18 protein-coding genes and 1 other RNA gene are annotated in these 21,176 nt (G+C 35.7%); 6 read left to right on the top strand and 13 right to left on the bottom strand.

The window, feature by feature from the left end; genetic code table 11:
* Window positions 1–102: 102 nt before the first annotated feature.
* From ACIQYS_RS13930 to hutG, 6 genes are all read right to left on the bottom strand, one after another.
* Window positions 103–411, bottom strand: coding sequence for a chemotaxis protein CheW (locus ACIQYS_RS13930; protein ID WP_402981017.1), 309 nt, complete (start codon window positions 409–411; stop codon window positions 103–105).
* Between the two features lie 518 nt (window positions 412–929).
* Window positions 930–1,124, bottom strand: a non-coding RNA gene (ssrS, locus tag ACIQYS_RS13925) — 6S RNA.
* Between the two features lie 67 nt (window positions 1,125–1,191).
* Window positions 1,192–1,722 (bottom strand): YhcN/YlaJ family sporulation lipoprotein, encoded by a 531-nt coding sequence (locus ACIQYS_RS13920; protein ID WP_402981014.1) that lies wholly within the window; start codon window positions 1,720–1,722, stop codon window positions 1,192–1,194.
* 55 nt (window positions 1,723–1,777) lie between these two features.
* Window positions 1,778–2,521 carry a YqjF family protein gene (locus ACIQYS_RS13915; protein ID WP_402981011.1) on the bottom strand — a complete coding sequence of 248 codons (744 nt, stop codon included), beginning with the start codon at window positions 2,519–2,521 and terminating at the stop codon, window positions 1,778–1,780.
* Window positions 2,522–2,592: 71 nt separating this feature from the next.
* Window positions 2,593–4,044 (bottom strand): hypothetical protein, encoded by a 1,452-nt coding sequence (locus tag ACIQYS_RS13910; RefSeq protein ID WP_402981006.1) that lies wholly within the window; start codon window positions 4,042–4,044, stop codon window positions 2,593–2,595.
* A gap of 50 nt (window positions 4,045–4,094) precedes the next feature.
* Window positions 4,095–5,054, bottom strand: coding sequence for a formimidoylglutamase (gene hutG / locus ACIQYS_RS13905; RefSeq protein ID WP_402981001.1), 960 nt, complete (start codon window positions 5,052–5,054; stop codon window positions 4,095–4,097).
* A gap of 230 nt (window positions 5,055–5,284) precedes the next feature.
* On the opposite strand from hutG, the gene ACIQYS_RS13900 reads away from it, so the two are divergent.
* Window positions 5,285–6,667: a C40 family peptidase gene (locus ACIQYS_RS13900; protein ID WP_402980998.1), complete on the top strand. Its 1,383-nt coding sequence runs from the start codon at window positions 5,285–5,287 to the stop codon at window positions 6,665–6,667.
* Window positions 6,668–6,727: 60 nt separating this feature from the next.
* Here ACIQYS_RS13900 and ACIQYS_RS13895 read toward each other — a convergent pair whose 3' ends face one another.
* Both ACIQYS_RS13895 and ACIQYS_RS13890 read right to left on the bottom strand, forming a co-directional pair.
* The gene (locus ACIQYS_RS13895; RefSeq protein ID WP_402980995.1) at window positions 6,728–8,113 is read right to left on the bottom strand and encodes a UDP-N-acetylmuramoyl-tripeptide--D-alanyl-D-alanine ligase; all 1,386 of its coding nucleotides are present in this window, start codon (window positions 8,111–8,113) and stop codon (window positions 6,728–6,730) included.
* A 91-nt stretch (window positions 8,114–8,204) separates the two neighbouring features.
* Entirely contained in the window at window positions 8,205–9,584 is a 1,380-nt protein-coding gene (locus ACIQYS_RS13890; protein WP_402980992.1) for a Mur ligase family protein, read from the bottom strand.
* A gap of 163 nt (window positions 9,585–9,747) precedes the next feature.
* Between ACIQYS_RS13890 and ACIQYS_RS13885 the strand changes: the two genes are divergently transcribed.
* Window positions 9,748–10,968: an ATP-grasp domain-containing protein gene (locus tag ACIQYS_RS13885; protein WP_402980989.1), complete on the top strand. Its 1,221-nt coding sequence runs from the start codon at window positions 9,748–9,750 to the stop codon at window positions 10,966–10,968.
* Between the two features lie 563 nt (window positions 10,969–11,531).
* Here the strand turns inward: ACIQYS_RS13885 and ACIQYS_RS13880 are convergent.
* The 3 genes from ACIQYS_RS13880 to ACIQYS_RS13870 all read right to left on the bottom strand — a co-directional run bounded on the left by ACIQYS_RS13880 (window position 11,532) and on the right by ACIQYS_RS13870 (window position 15,594).
* Window positions 11,532–13,700, bottom strand: a complete 2,169-nt coding sequence (locus ACIQYS_RS13880; protein ID WP_402980986.1) for a YheC/YheD family protein — start codon at window positions 13,698–13,700, stop codon at window positions 11,532–11,534.
* A gap of 144 nt (window positions 13,701–13,844) precedes the next feature.
* Window positions 13,845–14,276 carry a CotY/CotZ family spore coat protein gene (locus tag ACIQYS_RS13875; RefSeq protein WP_402981239.1) on the bottom strand — a complete coding sequence of 144 codons (432 nt, stop codon included), beginning with the start codon at window positions 14,274–14,276 and terminating at the stop codon, window positions 13,845–13,847.
* Between the two features lie 94 nt (window positions 14,277–14,370).
* A complete protein-coding gene (locus ACIQYS_RS13870; protein ID WP_402980983.1) occupies window positions 14,371–15,594 on the bottom strand; it encodes an ATP-grasp domain-containing protein in 1,224 nt (407 codons plus the stop codon).
* Between the two features lie 232 nt (window positions 15,595–15,826).
* Here ACIQYS_RS13870 and ACIQYS_RS13865 point away from each other — a divergent pair, with 232 nt between their 5' ends.
* Entirely contained in the window at window positions 15,827–16,714 is an 888-nt protein-coding gene (locus tag ACIQYS_RS13865; protein WP_402980981.1) for a DMT family transporter, read from the top strand.
* An 85-nt stretch (window positions 16,715–16,799) separates the two neighbouring features.
* On the opposite strand, the gene ACIQYS_RS13860 is transcribed toward ACIQYS_RS13865, so the two are convergent.
* Together ACIQYS_RS13860 and ACIQYS_RS13855 are read right to left on the bottom strand one after the other, a co-directional pair.
* On the bottom strand, window positions 16,800–17,036 hold the full coding sequence (locus ACIQYS_RS13860; RefSeq protein ID WP_402980978.1) for a hypothetical protein: 237 nt from the start codon (window positions 17,034–17,036) through the stop codon (window positions 16,800–16,802).
* Window positions 17,037–17,214: 178 nt separating this feature from the next.
* Entirely contained in the window at window positions 17,215–17,406 is a 192-nt protein-coding gene (locus ACIQYS_RS13855) for a hypothetical protein (protein ID WP_402980975.1), read from the bottom strand.
* A gap of 122 nt (window positions 17,407–17,528) precedes the next feature.
* Between ACIQYS_RS13855 and ACIQYS_RS13850 the strand changes: the two genes are divergently transcribed.
* The 3 genes from ACIQYS_RS13850 (at window position 17,529) to ACIQYS_RS13840 (ending at window position 20,996) form a co-directional block, all read left to right on the top strand.
* Window positions 17,529–18,158 (top strand): alpha/beta hydrolase, encoded by a 630-nt coding sequence (locus ACIQYS_RS13850; protein ID WP_402980972.1) that lies wholly within the window; start codon window positions 17,529–17,531, stop codon window positions 18,156–18,158.
* 189 nt (window positions 18,159–18,347) lie between these two features.
* Window positions 18,348–19,325 (top strand): BMP family lipoprotein, encoded by a 978-nt coding sequence (locus ACIQYS_RS13845; RefSeq protein WP_402980969.1) that lies wholly within the window; start codon window positions 18,348–18,350, stop codon window positions 19,323–19,325.
* Between the two features lie 21 nt (window positions 19,326–19,346).
* Complete coding sequence (locus ACIQYS_RS13840) at window positions 19,347–20,996, top strand: methyl-accepting chemotaxis protein (RefSeq protein WP_402980966.1); 1,650 nt, start codon at window positions 19,347–19,349, stop codon at window positions 20,994–20,996.
* Window positions 20,997–21,176 lie beyond the last annotated feature (180 nt).

Genomic DNA, 21,176 nt, shown 5'->3' with positions numbered 1-21,176 from the left:
ATCCTTTTACGATATTTCTTATATTTTGGGTAAACCCCAAACCAATAATCTCTGATATTCTTCTTTAATTTGAGGTATTCAAAGTTAAGCACTTCTTCCAAACTAATGAGAGCAATTAAATGTTCCCCGTATTTGCAATTCCTTTATGTAGTTTTCCCTCATTAATCCCGCTTTTAATGGTGTATCATCAATTAATGATGGGTCTAAATCAATTACATCTGTTGCAATATCTACGATTAAGCCAAACACTTTTTCATTAATTTGCGAAATCAATATAAACTTTTTTTTACTGGACTCGGTCTCGCCTAAGCCAAAGAGCTCATTTAAATGGATAACTGGAAAGATTTTCTCCCTCAAATAAATAATTCCTTTGTAAAAGGATGGTGTTTTTCGGAGTTTCTTCATCTCCATAATTCTATTCTTTTATTCGAAACAGTAATCTCATTTCAATTCATCCTCTCACCAACAAAGAAACTGTTACCTATTTACTAATTATTATTAAAAATAATAGGCATAATTAATCACGATTATTAGAATACTACAAATACAATTAATATTGTGTATTTTTTTGTAAAATTATAGACATTATGTGACTAATTTGTGAAATATTTTATTGAAACAACTATCTAAAGTTTACATTTTTATTTAAATGGCATATAAACCATAGTTCTCTTTAATAACGAGCAATATTACACAATTTTCACGTTAGGTCTACAGTCAGGAAAATCCGGAGTTACAACGTTAAGATCTCTTTAATGCAAGTTCTTAATCGAAATAATTACTGTAGATAAAGAAAGAGAATAGAAATGATTAAACCTTTATACTCCGCGCTCACTTTGAAAAATTTACAAAAAACCTAAAATACAAAAAAAAAAAGCATCTTCCAATCAAGGAAGATGCTCGCTATAAACATTTCTATAATAACCTTTTAAGAAGCCGCCTTTGCCGTACTTTAATAAGAAAGTTTTAAACCACCACTCCTCAAAGTGGGTGTTCGCAAAAGCTATCTTGCATGTCCTTATTGTCAAAAGAGAATAAGGCCTGTCATTCCAGCTTCTATATAAAACTCCCTGTTACAGCATAAAGGTTAAAACTTAATATCCATACGTACAATGCAGCTCGTATTTATATAGTAAACCTATTTCGCGCTAAAATCAACGGAAATGTTTGCCACAGAGTACCGATGCTTATTTAATGCGCATCTGGGAATACTCTTTTTACTGTGTCAGAAAACTCTTTAAAGAACCCCTCTACTGGTTCATTTGCTCTGATTTTCTCGCCGTACTCACGAAATTGTTTAGCGAAGTCAGGGTTTGTTGATACGTAAACATTATGAAAATCCCCATTGGTCGCTCTAGCTTCATCCGCAATTTTCTTTTCTAGTTCTTCACTTGAATTAGTTCCTTCTTTTAGTTCAACCGCAACATATGCATTGTGGTTCGTCACAATTACATTTGCCCTTTCCACTTCTTTCATCGCTGCAATTTTGTCTGCAACATCATCAGCCAATTCCAGTTTGTGACCTTCGTTACCATTCACGTCATTCACGTTATTCGTGACAGTTTCATCCGTCGTTGTGTGCGTATTGACGTTTGTATCTGCTACCTTATCCGTTGTAGTTGCACCATTATTAGCTACATTTTCGGTTTTTTTATTTGTCCCACACGCAGCTAATGATACAACAAGAAGCATGACCATAGAAATTTGTAATAATTTAATCATCTTGAATCCTCCTTTAAATCTAACACTGTGGATAGTATGTGTTGTTTTTTACTATTTATTCATTATATTTTTCTAAAACTGGAGGACAAAGCCTAGCTTTTTTTAGTCTTGAATAATGGACAAGTGGGCATTCTTCTTTATAATTATCCTTTTGGAAAAAAGACGCTATTGTATTTTCACAAACTATGCCAGTTACATTTTGCAAACGCCAAGGTGAATGATTAATATCAACCCGGTATAGACGTCCTTTTGTTTTCGTCCATAAGCAATATCGTTCCGTAAGCCACGTATTAAGCTGAGTGCTTTCAATTGGCCTTCCTATTGGTTGAAATGTAGTGAGGAAAATTTTCTTTTGATGTTCACATTTGTAATGGATTGAAAATGTTTTCTTATGTTTTTTAATATTTATTTCCGCGTTACGATATGGTAAAAAGCCACCGAAAGTAGCTAGTTTTACAATGAAAGGATGATTCGCATCTAAACTGAAGAAGTGGACACCCGCTTTGCCTTTGTTAGTAACATATGTACGAACATTAAGTTGTAAGAAAGATCGTAATCCAGGTAAAGGCGGGATTAATCTAGGGCGATTTCTTTTCACTTGGAAAAATACTAAGCCAATCCACGCTTTGCCTTCATATAAGTCAAGTTCCAGTTCGGCAGGGATGTATTTACGTACTTCTTCAGGTGGAACAGGCCAATGAAGAAACAATACATGATGCCATTCCTGCGTTATAATCCATGTTTTTTTCCCCATAAGGTTAATCCTTTCTTTTAAAGTAATGAGCTTATTGTTCCCCATTACCGCTCCTTCAAACGAAAGAAGCTGAATAAAAAACCCCTTCAACAAAAAGGGGATAACTATAAACCTATTCAACTAGTACTTAAATCCTTACCAAAAATAGAAACAGTTTGCCGGTTGCTTACAAATTCTCGTCCATTCCATTTCCATTCATTTTGCACATACCCTAATGCATCCGCGTGATATCTACCTGCAATTTCTTGATAAGAAAGAAGCTCATACGTACCGTCTCTTGCATAGTCAATCGGATACAAACCACTAATCGGATCTACCCATCCTTCTATCGGTTCTTTCAGCGTACCATCTACATTATAGATTTCGGATAAATAGTCTTCCCTTTTATAAGTTAAATCCAAGGTATATTCCTTCTTCGGATTCGAGCTTGTAATCGTTACTCTATAATGATTTTCGTAATTAACTTCATATTTCGAATGCTCATTAAATGCATCAGTATCAAATATTAGTTTCATTTTTCCATCCAAAAATGCAAATACATACGAATAAACCGTACCACCACTTCCTCCAGTATCAATCACTATTTGTATGTCATCTACATGGTTCCCTGTAAAATCACCGAGAAAAATCGTCGGGTTATATCCCATATTTTCTTTTAAAGGGATACTTTCATACACGTTTGTCTTACCATTCAAAATAACGAGCGTAATATTTTTCCAAAATGGGCTCCCCTCTGTTTTTTCTCCGGTGAGATAGACGGTATCCCGAACGCCATCACCAGTTACGTCTCCCATCGCCCAATCTATTACAACTTGGTTATTTGGGTTCGATTCTCCTTGATGGTTTTGAATTTCTTGTCTTTCTCTAGTAAGCTCTTCCTTTGATGGATAAGGAGATGGAAAGGTTAAGGCTTTATAAATGGAATTTAATGCTTTATCCAACTTTCCCTCCTTTATTTGTGCATCCGCTAAGTAGTACCAGTAATAAGAGTATTCATTTGTTTTCAATAAACTTTCATAGTATGCTGCTACTTTTCTAAAGTAATAAGGATAGACATCTTTTGCTTGCACAAGACCGGTTTTATCGAAACGATAAACTTCTACTTTATAAGCTTCACCAGTATCATGCGTCCAGATAGCAAGTTCAAACTTACCATCTATGTTCATATCTTCAACTTCCAACTTACTGTAAAAAAGATCGTTTGTTGGTAACCATACAAAACCGTTCTTTGTCCATTGCAGTAAATTTAGTTGTGACATCGTACTACCATGTTGCCAACCGATGATTACCGTATTTACACGAGTGTCTGTGAGTGGTACAGCACGCAAATCTGAAATGCCAAACCCGCTTCCTCTTATCATTATTAGCGGTTGCCACTGATTGTTTCTGTTTTTCAAGATCCATAGATAGTTTTTCCCTTTATACTGGAACGCCCCGATCAACTCATCCACATCGTCGCCATCAATATCTGCTACTAGTACTGCCGGTTTCTTTTCGGTCTGTTGGAGTTCTAAAATTGTTGCAGCTTGCGGTAAAAATTGTTTAAACATTTTTATATTATCGTTCATCATACACCCCTTCCCGACATCATATGCGGGGAAATAGTTAGTGTGGCATACTAGTTTAAAAACGATGTAATTGCTTCATTAACTAGATATGCACCTAATTTTACCGTTCGATTATTTTCATCCAAAAGTGGATTCACTTCCGAAATATCGAAGGATAATGTCTTTTCATTGGAAGAGACAATACGAATAATAGAACGTACAGTATTTGGACTTAATCCAAAAGGAGAAGAAGCACTTACACCTGGGGCAAATGCAGCATTGAGTACATCTGTGCATAGTGTCAGCATAATAAAATCATTATTTTGGAAAAATTCCTCTATTGCTTTATTCACTTGTACTAGCTGTTCACCGTGCATATCTTCTTCGCAAATATAAATCACTCCAAGCTCATCTGCCTTGTCGAAAAGTGCTTGTGTATTACCATATCGTTGAATTCCAAGGACAAAATAGCTACTGTTTTCATCTTGCTCTAGTATTTGTCTGAACATTGTACCGGAAGAAGGCTGTTCATCGTAAGGGCGCAAGTCAAAGTGGGCATCAATATTGATGATACCTAGCTTTGCCGCTTTACCAATATAGTTTCGAACACCGAGATAATGCCCATAAGCAGTTTCATGTCCGCCGCCCAGAATTATTGGAGTCATTTTTTTGGTTAGAACTTGATTTACTACATCTCCAAGTTGTTGTTGGGCTTTTTCAAGGTCATTTCCTGTGCAATCAATTGTTCCTATATCTACAACATATTTTTCAGATGATACATGCCATGGGAGCTTTGCCAATTCCGAACGTAGTTCATTTGGTGCTTTTGCTGCTCCAATTTGCCCTTTATTTCTCCGGACTCCTTCATCACTTTCAAAACCAATGATTACACATGCTTTCCCCTCCGTATCAAGCGTATCAAGCTGTGCTAATTCCACGATTTGGTGATACCTGAAACTCTCTTTGTTTTCTAAATGATCTGTACGCCCTGACCAAATGCCTTCTTTCACTTTTTTAACCAAGTTATCCACCCTTTCTGATGTAAAGAAATTGATGTGTTTATCACTACATACACGATTACTTATGCTTCTCCTTAAGTTCTTTGAAACATTTGTAATGAAACTGTAAACATCTTTAAAGAACCTTGTAATAGCAAGGGTTTAAGCCATCTACCAAAGATTTGTGGTATATATTCCCTCAAAGGATCCACTCTTTTGCATGCTAAAATCGGAGCAAGTCAAAAAAAACTTTGGAGGTATCTATGACGAAGAAACGCTTTATCTCAACTACTCTATCGGTTGTCATCGGTTTAAGCGCCCTAGGTGTTGCCCCTGACACTATTCATCCTATACAAGCATCAGCTGCAACAATTAACACGCAAAATAATCAACAAGCAGTAGAAGCAAAGGCTGATCAATTAATAAAAACAGCGAAAAGTTTAATCGGGAAAGCTACTTACAGTAATACAGAGTACAAGCCTACTTTTCCTTATAAATTTTCATGTGCATCCTTCCTTATGTACATTTTCGAGCAAAATGGCGTAGATCTTGCAACTTATAATGAAGACTATATGATGCAACAAGGAACTGCGGTAGCTAGAAACCAACTACAAAAAGGTGATTTACTATTCTTTGATAGTAGAGGTGGAAATATTCCTAACCATGTTGCGATGTACATTGGCGACAATAAGATCATTCAAATGGCAGATCCAACACAAAAAATTGTCATTACAGACTTAGATAGCAAGCCATATTATACAGATAGCTATATAACAGCACGAAGAGTTCTACCAACACTTATGTCATCTAATCCAGCAACTACAGGCGATAAGATTGTAGAAAAAGCCTATAGTTTAATAGATAAAGCGACAATGGGTAGCGTCAATAATGAATCATCATTACGTTTTACTGCTACAGGATTCATCGACTATGTGTATAAAACAAATAATATCAAATTGGGTACGACAAATTTAAAAGATTTAATGAATAAAGGTACAACAGTTTCCAAAGCTAACCTAAAAAAAGGCGATTTAGTTTTCTTTAACGGTACTAAAGGATCCAAAACACCATCTATGGTAGCAATATACGCAGGGGATCATCGAATCATTATTCCAAATTCAAATGGCATATTAACGAGAGTTCTATTTGTCGATTACTATGACGAGCATTATATTACTGCAAAGCGTGTGTTTTCAGAAGGTGCATCAACATCTACAACAACACCTTCAGTAAAAGTCCCAGAAAAAAGTACTGCGTCACAAACAAGTGCTTTACCAGCAGATAAGATTATCAATCTTGCCTCTAGCTTAATCGGAAAGGCCAAGTTTGGATACGGATATGATGAAAAATCTTTAACATTTACTAGTGCTGGATTTACTTACTATGTGTATAATCAACAGGGAATTGATCTAAAAAGTAAAATAGCTAGTCAACAAGCCCAAATAGGGAAAGCAGTCCAAAAGAGTAATTTGCAAAAAGGTGATCTAATTTTCTTCACTAACGGTGGTTCTAAAATTACTGAAAGTGCAATTTATATTGGAGCCAACCAATATATTCGTCTGAAAACAAATGGTAGTGTCGTAAAAGAAAATTTAAATTCTACTTGGGCCAATAAAAACTACAAGACGGCTCGTCGTGTTCTTTAATATAAGACTTTTCAAAAGAAGCATTCAACGCAGTGGGCGTGAATGCTTCTTTTCTATCTATTATTTTTGTTTTAAACTATTAGCAAAATCTATCATTGATCGGCTCGACATTGGACCTTTTATCAACAAAATAGTATTTCCGTCAAGTATTGGTTTTAAAACATCGATGACACCATTTACATCTTGAAACATATGGACAGTTGCCTCTGTCCCGTCTTCCTTTGCTTGATTTGCTATTTCTTTTGCTTTGCTCCCTATTGTAATAAGTGTATGAATATTTCTTTTCGCAACCAAACTTCCAATTTCCCGATGATATTTCTTTTCAAAATTCCCTAATCGCTTAATATCTCCCAGTACAAGGATGACATTTTTCCCCTGCCCAATGGAATCCAGTACCTTTAATGCAGATTCGACAGATGTAGGGTTATTTGTCCAAGTATCGTCGATAATAGTACTTCCACCTATTCCGTCTGAAAACTCTAGGTGTCTTGTCATATTTTTATAGGTCGCTAAACGTGAAATAGCTTCATTCAAATCCATCCCCATTTCGTTTACAGCTGCGATTGCAGCAAGCGCGTTATATACTTGATGTTCACCATAGCCTGGTATAAAAGCATTATATTTTTTATTTAAAAAATGAATTTGAAAATTCATTCCACTTTTTGCAAATCTAATATTGGAAGCTCTAAAGTGAGACTTCTCACTTACTCCAACATAAATGATCTTTCCTTTAAATGAATGCAAAGGAACTTTTTTAGTATTGGAATCATCCGCATTCAAAATTAACGTGCCGTTTTTCTTTATACCATCCACTATTTCTGACTTTGCTTTTATATACCCTTCCAAGTTTCCGCAGCCATCTAAATGATGAACGCCGATATTTGTAATAATGCCGATTGTAGGCTGATAAATGTTGCACTGATGCTTTATATTACCAGTATTCCCTAACCCAAGCTCAAAAACAGCGGCATTTGTATTTTCAGCAATGCCCATCAAATACGGTAAAGATTGACGCGGTTCATTTTTACTACTAATGGATGCTTGGACGTTCCAGTCTTTTCCTAAAATATGTTTGATCATTTCTTTCGTAGTAGTTTTACCACATGTTCCGGTTATTGCAACTACTGGTATTTGAAAAAGATTTCTATAATAGTCCATGAATTTCCAATATGATTGTACAAGACTTTTTACTCTTATGACCGTTGTATCCGATAGAGCATTTTTCAATTCTGAGGAGGGCTTATCTGAAATCACAAGAGAAGGTCCCTTATTATTAATTTCATGCCAGTTAATAGAATCGCTCCTGCTTACAAACATTAGCGAATTTCGTTTTGTTAGGTCATGCCGATTATAATAAATAGCATTACTTACATTCCAAAGCTCGGAACCACTTATTAGTTCCCCTTGCAGTAAATTTCGAATTTCTTTCACGCGTAAAGGTTTCAATAGTACTCCTCCTTCCCCCTTTATAGTATGAATGGAATTTCTTGATGATTAGGTTATGGAATGTGCATAGTGTTTGTCCATCTTTTTAAAATTATTTCTTCTTCCGCAATTTTGCAGCTAACTCAATTATAGGTTGGCTGTACATATCTCCTTTGATCAGAACAATTGTATTGGAGTCTAGAATTTTTTCTAATAGATAAAAAACGAGGACTTCATTCCTAAATGTGTAGACCGGTGAAGTTAAACCTCTTTTTACCGCATGGTCTGCTATTACGCTCGCATGCTCTCCTATCGTAATGAGTACATCCACTCCATTCTGGTAAATTAAATCTCCTGCCTGTTCATGAATAGTATAGCCCCATGAACCTAAATCAGTAATTGTACCTATGATTGCCACCTTTTTTTTCTCTTTCCCAATTTCATTTAATACTTTTAATGCTGCTTCCAATGAAGTTGTTGTAATACTCCATGTATCATCTATAATCATAGAGTCGTTTATGCCATCCACCACTTGAAGTTGCTTATTGAACTTCCGAAATGTTTTCAAGCGAAAAGCCGCCTCCGGGATAGTCACTCCCATTTCATAAACAGCCGCTATAGCAGCAAGAGCATTATAGACCTGATGAACTCCTAAGCCTGGTACAAATATTTGATAATTTCTCCTCTTATGCTTAATACTAAATTCCATGCCATCTTGACAGTAACGAATATTTCGTGCTCGAAAATGGCAAGTCCTATGAGTTCCAACTTTTATTATTTTCCCTTGAAAGCTTTTCATATCAATCTTACTTGTATTGCTATCCTCTGTATTAATAATTAGTACACCTGCAGGATTAACAATTTTCACCATTTCTCCTTTTGCCTCAATATAGCCTTCTAGTGTTTTGCAATAATTGAGGTGATGTGCCCCGATGTTTGTAATGATTCCTATTGTAGGTTTGAAATATTCACCTGCTTTTAATACATCCCCTGGTGAACCAACAGCCGTTTCAAAAATAGCTGCTTCGGTTTCCTCATCTATGCTCAAAAGATACTGCAAATTTGCCGTTCTAGAATTACTAGTAAGACTTGTAGCTGTAACTATTCTATCTTCTGAAAGAATATGTTTGATCATTTCTTTTGTTGTTGTTTTCCCTGAAGTTCCTGTAATGGCTACTACAGGGATTTGAAATAGGCTCCGGTAGTAGCGAACAAATTTCCAATATGCTTCGTCGGCATTAGTTACTTGGATGAGAGTTACATTCTCAGGAATTTCATCTTTACTATATTCCCACTCTGTTGCAAGTACTAATGGGGAAAATTTCTTTAGACTTCTCCAATCAACAATTCTCTTATCAGTAAAAAGGATAGTATTTTGATTTTTTATTTGCTTTAAACGGTATGCTCCGTAATGGACTAACACTTCATCAGAACCTTGCACCAACTCACCAGAAATGATTGTTCTTATACTGCCGACTGTATGGGGTTTCATTAAGTTATTCAACTCCTTTCATAATACATAATATGTTTTTAAACTGAAGTTGACTGGATAAATAGAACATAATTGCGTGATACATAACTATGCCAAAACTAAAACATGTCATAAATATAGAAAGAAACATTTTAATCAAAATTTATAGGAAGGAGCGAACCGTGTGAAAGCAATTATTTTTATTAGTACAAACAAATCCGGATCAAGCAGGGAAGCGATTAAAGCATCGGGTGATTTAGGATACTTTACCATTCTTTTCACAAATAACGAGAAGCAAATTCAACAAAGACAGGAGTATACAGATGTCCATAAAATGGTTTCTGTAAACACAAACAGCCTAGATGATATGAGAGAAGAAATCCTCAAGTTACAAACAATTGGTGTCGAAATTCAAACCATCGTTAGTTTTGTTGATCCTTTTGTTCATACCGCATCCATTCTCTGTGATGAATTCTGTCACAATTATGTTCTATCTAAAGCCATTGGAATAATGGAAAATAAAGAGGAAACAAGGTCTACTTTAAAAGATCAACCTTATACCCCTAAGTTTTTCTTGATAAACCCAGGCAAGACGATTCCTATACAAACAATATGTGAACAGTTTGATTTTCCTATTATTATAAAATCGCCAAAATCTACAGGATCTAAAGACGTACTTTTAGCAGAAGGAAAAGAACAATTAATACGACATATTGATAGTCTTGTGAATAAGAACCCGGATAACACAATTATGATTGAAGAATATATAGATGGTGATCAATATTTAGTAGAGGTACTCGTTCACAAACATAAAGCAAGTATTGTAGGAATCATTGAACAAGAAATCACAAAGAATAAGAGATTTATCATTACAGGTTATGGTGTGCTTGCAAATGTTCCTTTAGATATTAGAACAGGGATTGAAAAGATTCTTCAGTCCATTATTGAAGAACTCAAGATTGAAAATGGAGCTTTACATCTGGAAATGCGTTTAGCTAAGAATGGTTGGAAACTCATCGAGATTAACCCAAGAATTTCTGGAGGTGCTATGAACAAAATGATTCAAGCAGCATTCGGAATTAATTTAGTAGAAGAGACGCTTAATTTATATTTAGGAAAAAGTCCTGCACTATTACCGAAATATAAGAAATACGTTTTTACCAAATACGTTATTTCCACAAAGAAAGGAATATTAGAAAAAGTAACCGGGAAAGCAAGGGCTAAAAAATCGCTTGGAGTCGTAGAGGTTTACGTGAAACCTAAAAAAGGAACTCTTTTAATGCCACCATTATCCATGGGTCATAGATATGCTTATGTAATTGCAGTTGGTAGTAGTTTAGAAGAAGCCAAAAACCTCGCAGATACTGCAGCAAAAGAGATTACATTCCATCTAGAAGAGGAGTGACACTAAGAACACCTTATAGGTGCTCTTTTTTTTATATTTTCATAAGGACAAAAGCGAAAGCTCCTATGCCTGCCCTGACAGAGGAACAATGAATGGAATGACGCACATAATAGAGATAATGTGTCTTAAAGATAGGATCTTCTGGTTTGTCGCACTCGGGGTAGTCTTTGTCGTGTTCAAGGCTAGTTTGTCGCGTTCGCAGTGGATTTGTCTCGTTCAACCATTTATTGGATTTTATCTTCAAGAAATAGTGGATTGGAGCGGAAGGGCGGCGACTCCGGAGGGATCAAGTGAGACAGATGAGACTTCACAACGTACGCGCAAGCGGCGGTGAAGGCTCATCGCTCACCCCTCGGAAAGCGTCCGCCCTGAAGCGGAAATCCTAGCGGTAAATTCTTTACGACGCAGTATCCCTATAATACGTACAATATAAAAAATGACATACTTTATTTTACTTGAAGAAAGTTATCCACACACCATAGATTTTATTATTTCCTAAAGCAATTATAAAACCTGAATAACGTCCCTTTAGTAAGAGGGCGCTATTCAGGCATTTTGTAGAATTATTCTTTAAATGTTTCATCTAAAAACTTGACTGTATCAAACATATTTGTCTTACTTGCTCCTTTGATTAAGATTGTGTCGTCTTTCTCTACAATCTCTGTCAATAACTCATGTAATTTTTCCTTGTTTGTAAAATGATATATATTTGTAGGGGAAAATCCTTTTACTTTCGCTTGAGCACCAATTTCTTCCGTTCTATATCCATAGGTGATTAAAATATCAACACCTATTTCATGGACGTAATCGCCGACTTTACGATATTCTTCTTCTCTTAACTGGCCTAACTCTCTCATTTGTCCAATAATCGCTATTTTTCGGTGTTTCCCTATGTTGGTTAGGACATCAAGTGCAGCACGTACTCCTTGTGGATGGGAGTGTACAGTGTCATCGATTACTGTAATATTGTCGCGACAATTATAGATAGTTAATCTTCTTGGTGGTTTTCTAAAAATCAACCCGGCTTTAATTTCCATTGGTGTGAACCCTAAATAATCAGCCACAGCAATAGCATTTAAGGCATTATATACATGATGCTCACCTAAAATAGGTATAAATAGTTCAATTTCTTGTCGTTGTAGCCTCATTTTGAAACTCATTCCGTTCTCTTTATATTGAATTTGATATGCTCTATAGTTAGCTGGTGACTTTGTACTGACTGTTAATATTTTCCCTTTGAATTGATTAGTCTCCAAATACTTAGAGTTTTCATCATCTTTGTTTACGACGAGGATACCCTCTTGATCCATCCCGTGGATTAGTTCCGATTTTGCATGAGCAACTCCTTTAATACCGCTATCAAAGTTTCCGACATGTGCAAGTCCGATATTGGTCACTATGCTAATGTTAGGTTTAATAATGCTACAATGTTCCGTAATGACCCCTGGATAAGCCATACCGTACTCTAATACAACCGCCTCGTGAGCGTCATTAATTTCTGCTGCATGTTTTTTTGTATGCTCTGTTGTATTCCAATAATCTTTGGACTCAAAAACATTCCACTTTTTGGACAATATCGATGCGAGGAATGCCTTAGACGTTGTTTTACCAGCACTTCCCGTTATCGCGATAATTGGTATTTCCCCTTTTTCTTCAATCTTTTTCTTCTTTATTTTCTTAATTTCAGTTTTAATTTTCTTTTGGTTTTCAGCTATAAACTTTGCATATTGAATGGAATGGATTACTACATCTAATTCCAAATAAAAAGCAGGCGGGCAGCCCGGACGCCAGTTTACTTCGTAAATCCAAATTTTCGAATTTTCGTCCAGCCCAACGTCAATCCCGATTTCATCAATTACTTCTCCATATTTCACCATTTGTATATGATCCAAATGATTAGCTAATGCCAAAGAAAAGTGCTCAAGCATCCGTCTAATATCAAATGCTTCTTCCTTAAATTCCTGTAGTAAAAATGGATCTAAATAATTTGTGAAGCCACCATTATTAATATTTGGGATGATAGATCCGTTTGGAGCTACTCGTGGATAAATAGTAGTAATCACCCACTTTCCTTCCCCATTTTTTTGGACATGTAGCCTAAAATCATACACTTGACCGGATTTATTGATGGATTGTATATATGGTTGAACGATAAAAGTTCCTGACGATAGCTTATCCTCCATGAATACGTTCAACTGTTCCTTTGTATAAAAGTAATTTTCTGAATCCTTCTTTACTTCATAACCCTTTCCTACTTCGGAAATTAAAAAGATTCCTTTTCCTTTTCTCCCATCAATCGGTTTAAGGACAACTTTATGAAAAGAAGAAATGAATTTGTAAAAATTCTCTACATTCTTTACAACTTCAGAAGGGATTAAGTAATTCGTAAATTCCTTTGCTTCCATTAGTCGTTCATTTATATTCCATTTATTTCCTATGGAGTTTGTAGTAAATGGAATTTCATTCTTCAATTTATCAATAATTCCTTTTGACTTAGCTAATTTTTCAGGACTCCCTGCGTTATAAATAACATCTGGAAAAGGCATGATTTTCTCTTGCCAGCTTCCATTTTCATAAACTTGACCTCGAATAGATCGATTCACAAAGTTCACTGCACCGGGTGAAAAGTAAAAAAAATTGACCCCCTCTGCCTTAGCAACTGCTGCATATGCATAAGACTTTATGACGGTTTTTGGATCTTTACGATGGTGTAGCATTCCTATTATTGTCATTTAATATTCTCCTTTTGTATTTGTGTAATTATATTTGTATTAAATTCATCCATCCTACATTGGATACGGACAAACGTTCAGTTTTTATTTAACTTCTAGTAAAAATAAAAAACACCCCAAGACTTGTAGGGTGAAGATGTGTCATTACCATTTCGGCTCTATTATAATTTTTCTTGTCAACAATTCGGTCTCCAATAGTTGTATGGCACAAATACGTGACAGATCAACGTTCTTACATATAGACGTTTTTTCTAATCTAACCAAATCACAAAATGAATTAGAGTAATTGCCTTCAATATCCAGAGGACGTAGTAACGAAATCGTTGTACAGCATGTTTCTTTATCTACGGACTCTATTCGAAAATAACTTGTTTCAAAACACTCTTCAGCACTCCTAAAACTTAATGGACTCCCTTTTTTAGTTATCAAGAGTAAGGGAATCGTATCTGTACCTGCTATTTTGGCGAGTAAACGACCAAAAAATTTCGTTTGGGAATTATTTAATAGATCCTGGAGCAATTTCAATTCACAGAGCGCATCACATAAACATTGGTTACTTTTAACTTCGGTGCTCAATTGATTTTTCAACTCCCTTCTTACTCTTAGTAGTTATAATATTACGGCTTGAGAAGGTTACACGGGTAAACATCACCAAATTGAATTGTTGCTTTCAGAAAGGTTCCAGATAAAACTTTATCTCTTTTGTAGCTTCTAATGCGATTGCCTCTGCTTGTTCCGCTGTTTCTGAAGCAGCAATGACGCATGCATACCGATTCCCCATTGAGTATGGGGTCGTTATTATTCTTCCTTCAAGCGGTTTAATATGAACAAATTTCACTCCATCATGCATTAAAGCAATTTCTTTCCCAGTGATTTTGAGTAGCTTTCCCCGGGAACCTATTGTTAAATATCTGGCGTACACATGATTTTTCTTCTTTTCTAGTACAATAGGTTCCTCGCCTAAATATACTTTTAATATTTCTTTTAAAAGATTTATCCCGGTACCTTCTTCTATAATTCTGTTCATCGCTCCTCCAGCCATTCTCGGATTTACCTCTATTAATGTCCATTTCCCTTGAACAAGTTTCATCTCCATATGACATGAGCCATTAGAAAGACCTGTTTGTTCAAGGACCCTTGAAATGCACGCATATAGACTACGATATTCATCCATTTCAACTTTTCCTGGAAACTTATAACCAACTACAATAAATCTGCCATTGTATAGTACTTCTTGCTCAACTAACCCTAGAAATTTAATTTCATTGTTATAAACCAATATTTCAACGAGGTACTGTGGTCCATGTAAAAATTCCTCTATTAACAATGGATTATTTGGATGTTTTTTTTGTAGAAACGTTATAGCCTTTGCAAGCTTTTCTATCGTTTCAACAAGTAATACATCCTTTGAACCATTCGAAGTTGGGGGTTTTATAATAAAGGGAAAGAGGGATTTATATTCTTTTTCAAACTTTTCAAGGGAATCATCTGGGTGAAAAATTGTATAAAAGGGGGTCATCGGAAGATTCTTTAGTTTTTCCCTGATCGCTATTTTGCTTTCCATCATCCCTAAGGAATCCACGGAAATCTCGGCTAACTCAAAATACTTAGAAAGCCTAGCTGCATAAGAAACATATGGATCAATTAAACTAACGCATGCGCAAATTTGTTTACCTTTTTCCATAAGCTTTTTTATTTCTTCCACCATTTGTTGTTCGTCTAATAAATCTTCCATAAACACAAACTGATCAACTTCCGAGAAATCAGCATTGCTTGTCATGCGCTTAGTCTTGTCCGTACATAAAACCACATAATATCCCATTTCTTTTGCTATCGCCAAGGCTTCTTTACTTGTTCCAGACTTGTTACTTCCAATAAATACAATTGCTTTCATAGGAATAGCCACCCATTCATTTATACACTTTTGTCTCTATAAAATATGTTTAGAGAACGATTTAGCCACTACATTTGCCTATGCAAAAGTCAAATATAATACCATATTCCTTTTCAACAAGTTGTTTTATAATGGGTTTTATTGTAGTATTAGTTGTTTACTTTTACTTGTAATATGAGTAACGGTAAGTGTTTCTTAGTCTATTTACTAGTAGAAAGTTTGGTGGAGCCAATTGAATAAGAAAGCTCTCATTTTGGCAGCGATTACTGTCTTTATTTGGGGATCGAGTTTTGCATCTATAAGCGCTAGTTTACATGGCGGTTATTCGGCAGGGCATTTGATTTTATTCCGTTTTATCATTGCATCTGTGATCTTCGCGGTAATTGCATTTTGGCCTGGGATTAGTTTTCAATTACCAAAGAAAGAGGATTTATTCAAAATAGCACTTCTTGGATGGATCGGGATTAGCCTCTATCATATATGTGTAACGTTTGGACAATTAACGATTACAGCGGGAACTGCAGGAATGCTAATAGGTTCAGCACCTATTTTCACAACGGTTATTGCCGTGCTTGTGTTAAAGGAACGTCTTGGAACAATTGGATGGTTTGGTTTGGTATTTGGGTTTGTTGGTATTTTGTTAATCGGCATAGGTACTGGAGATTCTTTATTCAATATCTCACCTGGCGTATTTTTAGTTATTATAGCCGCAATTGCGACTTCTATATTTTTCGTTTACCAAAAATCCTTACTTATAAAATACAATCCAATTGAATTAACTGCTTATTTTACTTGGGCTGGTACCATTCCTTTTCTTGTATTTGCTCCTGGGCTACTTGATGACATCGGGCATGCAACACTGGAAGCAAATTTGGCCTCAATTTACATAGGGGTATTTCCGACAGCCATTGCCTACTTAATGTGGGCAATCGCTTTATCTATGAGTAAGGCTAGTTCTATTTCTAGCCTACTCTATGCAGAGCCAGTTATTGCAATAGTAGTCGCTTGGTTGTGGTTAGGAGAATTACCAGCGATACTTTCTATAGTAGGAGGATTCATCGCAATTTTAGGTGTATTAATTGTACATTTGTATGGAAAAAGACGAGGTACAGGCTCCTAAGTTTGAGGCAAGCACCGAATGAACAAGATCAACATACGTAATCCTTCAGTCGAAGCTTTCGTTATATACAAAAAAGTATCAGGTTTCAAAATGGCCTGATACTTTTTTTCGTTTTATCTATTCGGTGGTATTCTGATAGTTGAATCACTCGAACGCCCCTTGTGTTTAGTTCATGGTAAATTCCTCTACTGTCCGTAAATGAAATATAGCTGTCTCGTTCCTTTTGAATAAGCTCTTCCGCTTTTTCTTGGGATTCTATATGGATAAACCTACGAATATAATGATCTTCATCAAAAAAGTATGTTATTTTGAATTCTTTCACATTTTCATCTCCTAACATGATACATGTTTTATACCAAAACTTTACTCATTATTATATTAGGATGTCCAATGTGTAATGTTTTAAGCTACTTTTAATAAGGTTCATTATTAATGTACATTGAAAATAGAAAACCAATTAAAGACCACACTCATAATCACTGAATAAACTAGTAAAGAAATTAAAAAGGCGCTGTACTTTTTCCTCGATAAAAAAATACAATAATGGCTACCCCAACTGCTGATCCAATTAAAGATAACCACGGAAACTGTTCGTACGCTATAAGCAAATAACAACTGAACCCGAATACTAAAAACAACCCCAAATGAACTTGGAATAATAATTGCAGTTCTTCCCTACCGTATTGTCGCATCTGGACCCTCCATTTACTATTTCTTTATTATTCTATTCTACGATTCTATTACCGTATTTATACGAAAGATATAAATGCATATGTTAAAATAGATATACTTTGCTTGAAGGGAAGAAAAAGAAATGAAATCTCCTTTTACATTTAAATATTCAGCACCAAAAACTACAGGCGAAAAAATGCCTTCACTCTTTTTATTGCACGGTATGGGAAGTAATGAAGAGGACCTACCCCAGCTTGTCGAAAGCTTCAAGGAAACGCATCATATTTTCAGTTTACGTGGTCCGATTGTTTACAATCCGGGATATGCCTTTTTTACAATTGCAGAAGTAGGTAAACCTGATCGTGATGTGTTTGATAAAGTAGTTACGTTTATTCAATCATTTATCTACGAAGCAATCGAAGAATATGACCTTGATCCAAACAATATTACGTTACTAGGCTTTAGCCAAGGCGCAATTCTTTCCCAAACTTTAGCATTAACGATGGGCAATATTATTACTAAGGTTGTTGCATTAAGCGGCTATATTCCAGGTTTTGTGAAAGAAGAATATAGTAAGCAGCCAGTCGATCATTTGAGCATTTTTATTTCACACGGTGATTATGATTACGTTATTCCTTCTCAATGGGGTGCCGAAAGCAAAGATTATTTCGAAATGCTCGGGGCAAATGTGACGTTCAAGACATACGGGGATGGGCACGGCGTAACACCGGAAAATCATCAGGATTTAGTAAAGTTTTTGAAAGAGCATTAATAGTAAAGTTGGGGACTTTTTAAAAAGTCTCCTTTTTTATTTCCAGAAGAATAATTAAGCTTTAATCATTTTGTAAATATATTGTAAAGTTTAACTACTTTCAACACCCTGAAGTTTCCTGTTATTAATAACACTGATGTTCGGACGATACATATTAAGTATTAATATTAATTAGTTAGGATTGATTTCATGAAGAAGCACTTTATTTTATTTACGTTTATCATTGTTGCCCTCATGCTCACCGCATGTTCTAGCAACGAAACAAATACAAAAGCTGATAAAAGAGTGAAGATTGGAGTTATGCTTTCAGATACTGGTTTAGGAGACCAATCGTTCTCGGATTTAGGACTAATAGGTCTAGAACAAGCTCGTGATGAGTTAAATATATCTTTTGATTACCGTGAGATAAAAGAAACTAGTACATATGAAAAAGGACTAGAAGAACTAATTGCTCAAGGAAATGATTTAATCATCGGATTAGGCTTTTCTTTACAAGAAGCACTTGAAACCGTCGCACCTAAATATCCGGATACTAGTTTTGTTCTTTTGGACTCCGTATCAGATGTTCCAAATATATATAACGTTACTTTTAAAGAAGACGAAGGTTCTTACTTATTGGGTGCTTTGGCTGCGATGAAAACCCAAAGTAATGTCATAGGATTTATAGGCGGTCTGGATACCCCGCTTATCCAAAAGTTTGAGAAAGGTTTTACAGAAGGAGTAAAATCTCAAAATCCAGAAGCACAAGTACTTTCTACTTATGCAAATAGTTTTGGTGACGATAAGCTTGGCGCAAGTATTGCAAAAGATATGATTGCTGCTGGAGCTGATTTTATTTATCCTGCAGCTGGATTTACAGGAGTCGGAGCAATTCTAGAAGCACAAAAAGCTGGTATTTACTCATTCGGAGTAGATAGTGACCAGTATTATTTGGCTGAAAATAGTATCGTTTCCTCTATGTTAAAGCAAGTCGATATCGCCATTTTTAATACAATAAAAGAGTTTGTCGATACAGGAAAACTTGCTGATAAAAACACAGTGTTAGGGATAAAAGAGAATGGTGTAAATTTAGCTCCTATTCGTGTTATTAGTCTTTCGCCGGCTGAACAGAGTAAGCTCGAAAAACTACGAGAAGATATTTCGAGCGGATCGATTACGATACAATAATAGGAAGTTAGGTGTAAATAAATGAAACTCAAACAAAAAATATTAATGATTTCCCTTATTCCATTACTGCTTTCCGCTTGCATTATTGGTTATAACATCATTCAATTAACTGCATTAAAGTCCTCTACTGAAGAAATTGTCAATGCTTTAGTGAAAGTAGAAGAACTAAATAGTACAGCAAAAAGCCTCCAAAAATCATTGAGTGCTTATTCGCTAAATGTTTCAGAAAGCAATAAAAACGATATCGACACCGACTTAGAAAATATGAAATCACTATACGATTTACTAAGCCCTTTCTTAACGATTAAAGACCAGCAAGTTATTGCCCAACGACTACTTTATAAATATGAGGAAATTTTAACAGAATCAAATAAAGCACTAAATGCAGAAAACATTGCAGAAATAAAGCGTCAATCACTTCGAACAAAAGGGATGATGAATGACGTAATCGAACTAAAGAGAAGCATTACATCTGAATATCTGAAGATGCAGGAAGACTTACAAACCAAGATTAATGGTATTGTATCTATTTCTATTATTTTAGTTGCATTCCTTTTAATAGGAAGTATATTAGCTACTTTCTTCTTTACTAATCGAATTGTTCGCCCAATCAAACAAATCACTAAAAATGCAGAAGAAATTGCAAAAGGAAATTTAGCTGTCAGATTAGTAAACGTTTCGACTCGTGATGAAGTATCAGCCTTACAAAATTCCTTTGAACAAATGACGGTCAATTTGCGAGATGTTATTACACATGTCTCCGATAGCTCCAACCAAGTTGCTGCTTCTGCGGAAGAATTAATGGCAAGTGCTGATGAAACAATGAAAGGTACCGAACTAATCTCATCTTCCATTCAACTCGTTTCAGATGGAGCGGAACAACAAACATTCATGTCTGATGAATCTGCACGTTCAGCGGAAGAAAGCGCAAACGCTATCACCCAAATAACAGAGCAAGCAAATGCTGTCATGGAACTTTCTGTTTCGACAAACGAAAAAACAAAACAAGGTGCCGAGTTCGTTCAAGAAACCGTTTCACAGATGCAATCAATCTGTATATCTGTAGACGAAACAGACAAAGCACTTATTACATTAAACGATCGTTCGAAAGAAATCGTTCACGTATTAAAACTAATTACCGATATCGCGGAACAAACAAACTTACTTGCATTAAACGCAGCGATCGAAGCAGCAAGAGCTGGAGAAGCAGGAAAAGGGTTTGCCGTTGTTGCAGATGAAGTTAGAAAACTTTCCGAGCAAACAAGAAATTCTGTATCCAGTATTTCTGGGATTGCTTCAGAAATTGAACTGGATACAGAGAAAACAGTCTCTTCGATTAATGATGTGAAAGAAAGAGTTAATGCAGGGCTTGAAATTGCCCATCATACAGAAGAGACATTCCATGATATCCTTGTTTCTGTAGAACTCGTAAAAGAGCAAGTAAGCAATATTACGAAAGTATCTAACGATATAAACGATCAAATGGTACAAGTATCTACCCATGCACATGAGATGTCTAATGTTGCAAAAGTAACTGCGGATAGTTCTAATTCTGTAGCAGTTGCATCTGAAGAGCAATTAGCTTCTATGGAAGAAGTTACTGCAGCGGCCGTTTCCTTAGCAAATCTTGCAGAAGAATTACAACAAAGAATATCTAAGTTTACGGTATAAGCACAGTTATAAAAAACAGAAATGGTTAACCTCCCACTGAACGCAACCAACTGCAATGTTTTGCATAATAAGGAAACTGCGTCGCAGTAAAATTTTCCACTAGGATTTCCGCTGCAGGGCGGACGCTTTCCACGGGGTGAGCGATAAGCCATCGCCGACGCTAACGCGTTCGCCTGCGAT

Source organism: Psychrobacillus sp. NPDC096426 (assembly GCF_044762745.1).
In the GTDB taxonomy this organism is placed as follows: domain Bacteria; phylum Bacillota; class Bacilli; order Bacillales_A; family Planococcaceae; genus Psychrobacillus.
Note: the sequence above shows the minus strand (reverse complement) of the source record. Positions and strands in the feature narration are given on the sequence as shown.

Excerpts from the sequence above, each read along its gene's own strand:
- ACIQYS_RS13930 (WP_402981017.1), bottom strand. The coding sequence starts at position 411 with ATGGAGATGAAGAAACTCCGAAAAACACCATCCTTTTACAAAGGAATT.
- ACIQYS_RS13920 (WP_402981014.1), bottom strand. The coding sequence starts at position 1,722 with ATGATTAAATTATTACAAATTTCTATGGTCATGCTTCTTGTTGTATCA.
- ACIQYS_RS13915 (WP_402981011.1), bottom strand. The coding sequence starts at position 2,521 with ATGGGGAACAATAAGCTCATTACTTTAAAAGAAAGGATTAACCTTATG.
- ACIQYS_RS13910 (WP_402981006.1), bottom strand. The coding sequence starts at position 4,044 with ATGAACGATAATATAAAAATGTTTAAACAATTTTTACCGCAAGCTGCA.
- ACIQYS_RS13900 (WP_402980998.1), top strand. The coding sequence starts at position 5,285 with ATGACGAAGAAACGCTTTATCTCAACTACTCTATCGGTTGTCATCGGT.
- ACIQYS_RS13890 (WP_402980992.1), bottom strand. The coding sequence starts at position 9,584 with ATGAAACCCCATACAGTCGGCAGTATAAGAACAATCATTTCTGGTGAG.
- ACIQYS_RS13880 (WP_402980986.1), bottom strand. The coding sequence starts at position 13,700 with ATGACAATAATAGGAATGCTACACCATCGTAAAGATCCAAAAACCGTC.
- ACIQYS_RS13870 (WP_402980983.1), bottom strand. The coding sequence starts at position 15,594 with ATGAAAGCAATTGTATTTATTGGAAGTAACAAGTCTGGAACAAGTAAA.
- ACIQYS_RS13855 (WP_402980975.1), bottom strand. The coding sequence starts at position 17,406 with ATGCGACAATACGGTAGGGAAGAACTGCAATTATTATTCCAAGTTCAT.
- ACIQYS_RS13850 (WP_402980972.1), top strand. The coding sequence starts at position 17,529 with ATGAAATCTCCTTTTACATTTAAATATTCAGCACCAAAAACTACAGGC.
- ACIQYS_RS13845 (WP_402980969.1), top strand. The coding sequence starts at position 18,348 with ATGAAGAAGCACTTTATTTTATTTACGTTTATCATTGTTGCCCTCATG.
- ACIQYS_RS13840 (WP_402980966.1), top strand. The coding sequence starts at position 19,347 with ATGAAACTCAAACAAAAAATATTAATGATTTCCCTTATTCCATTACTG.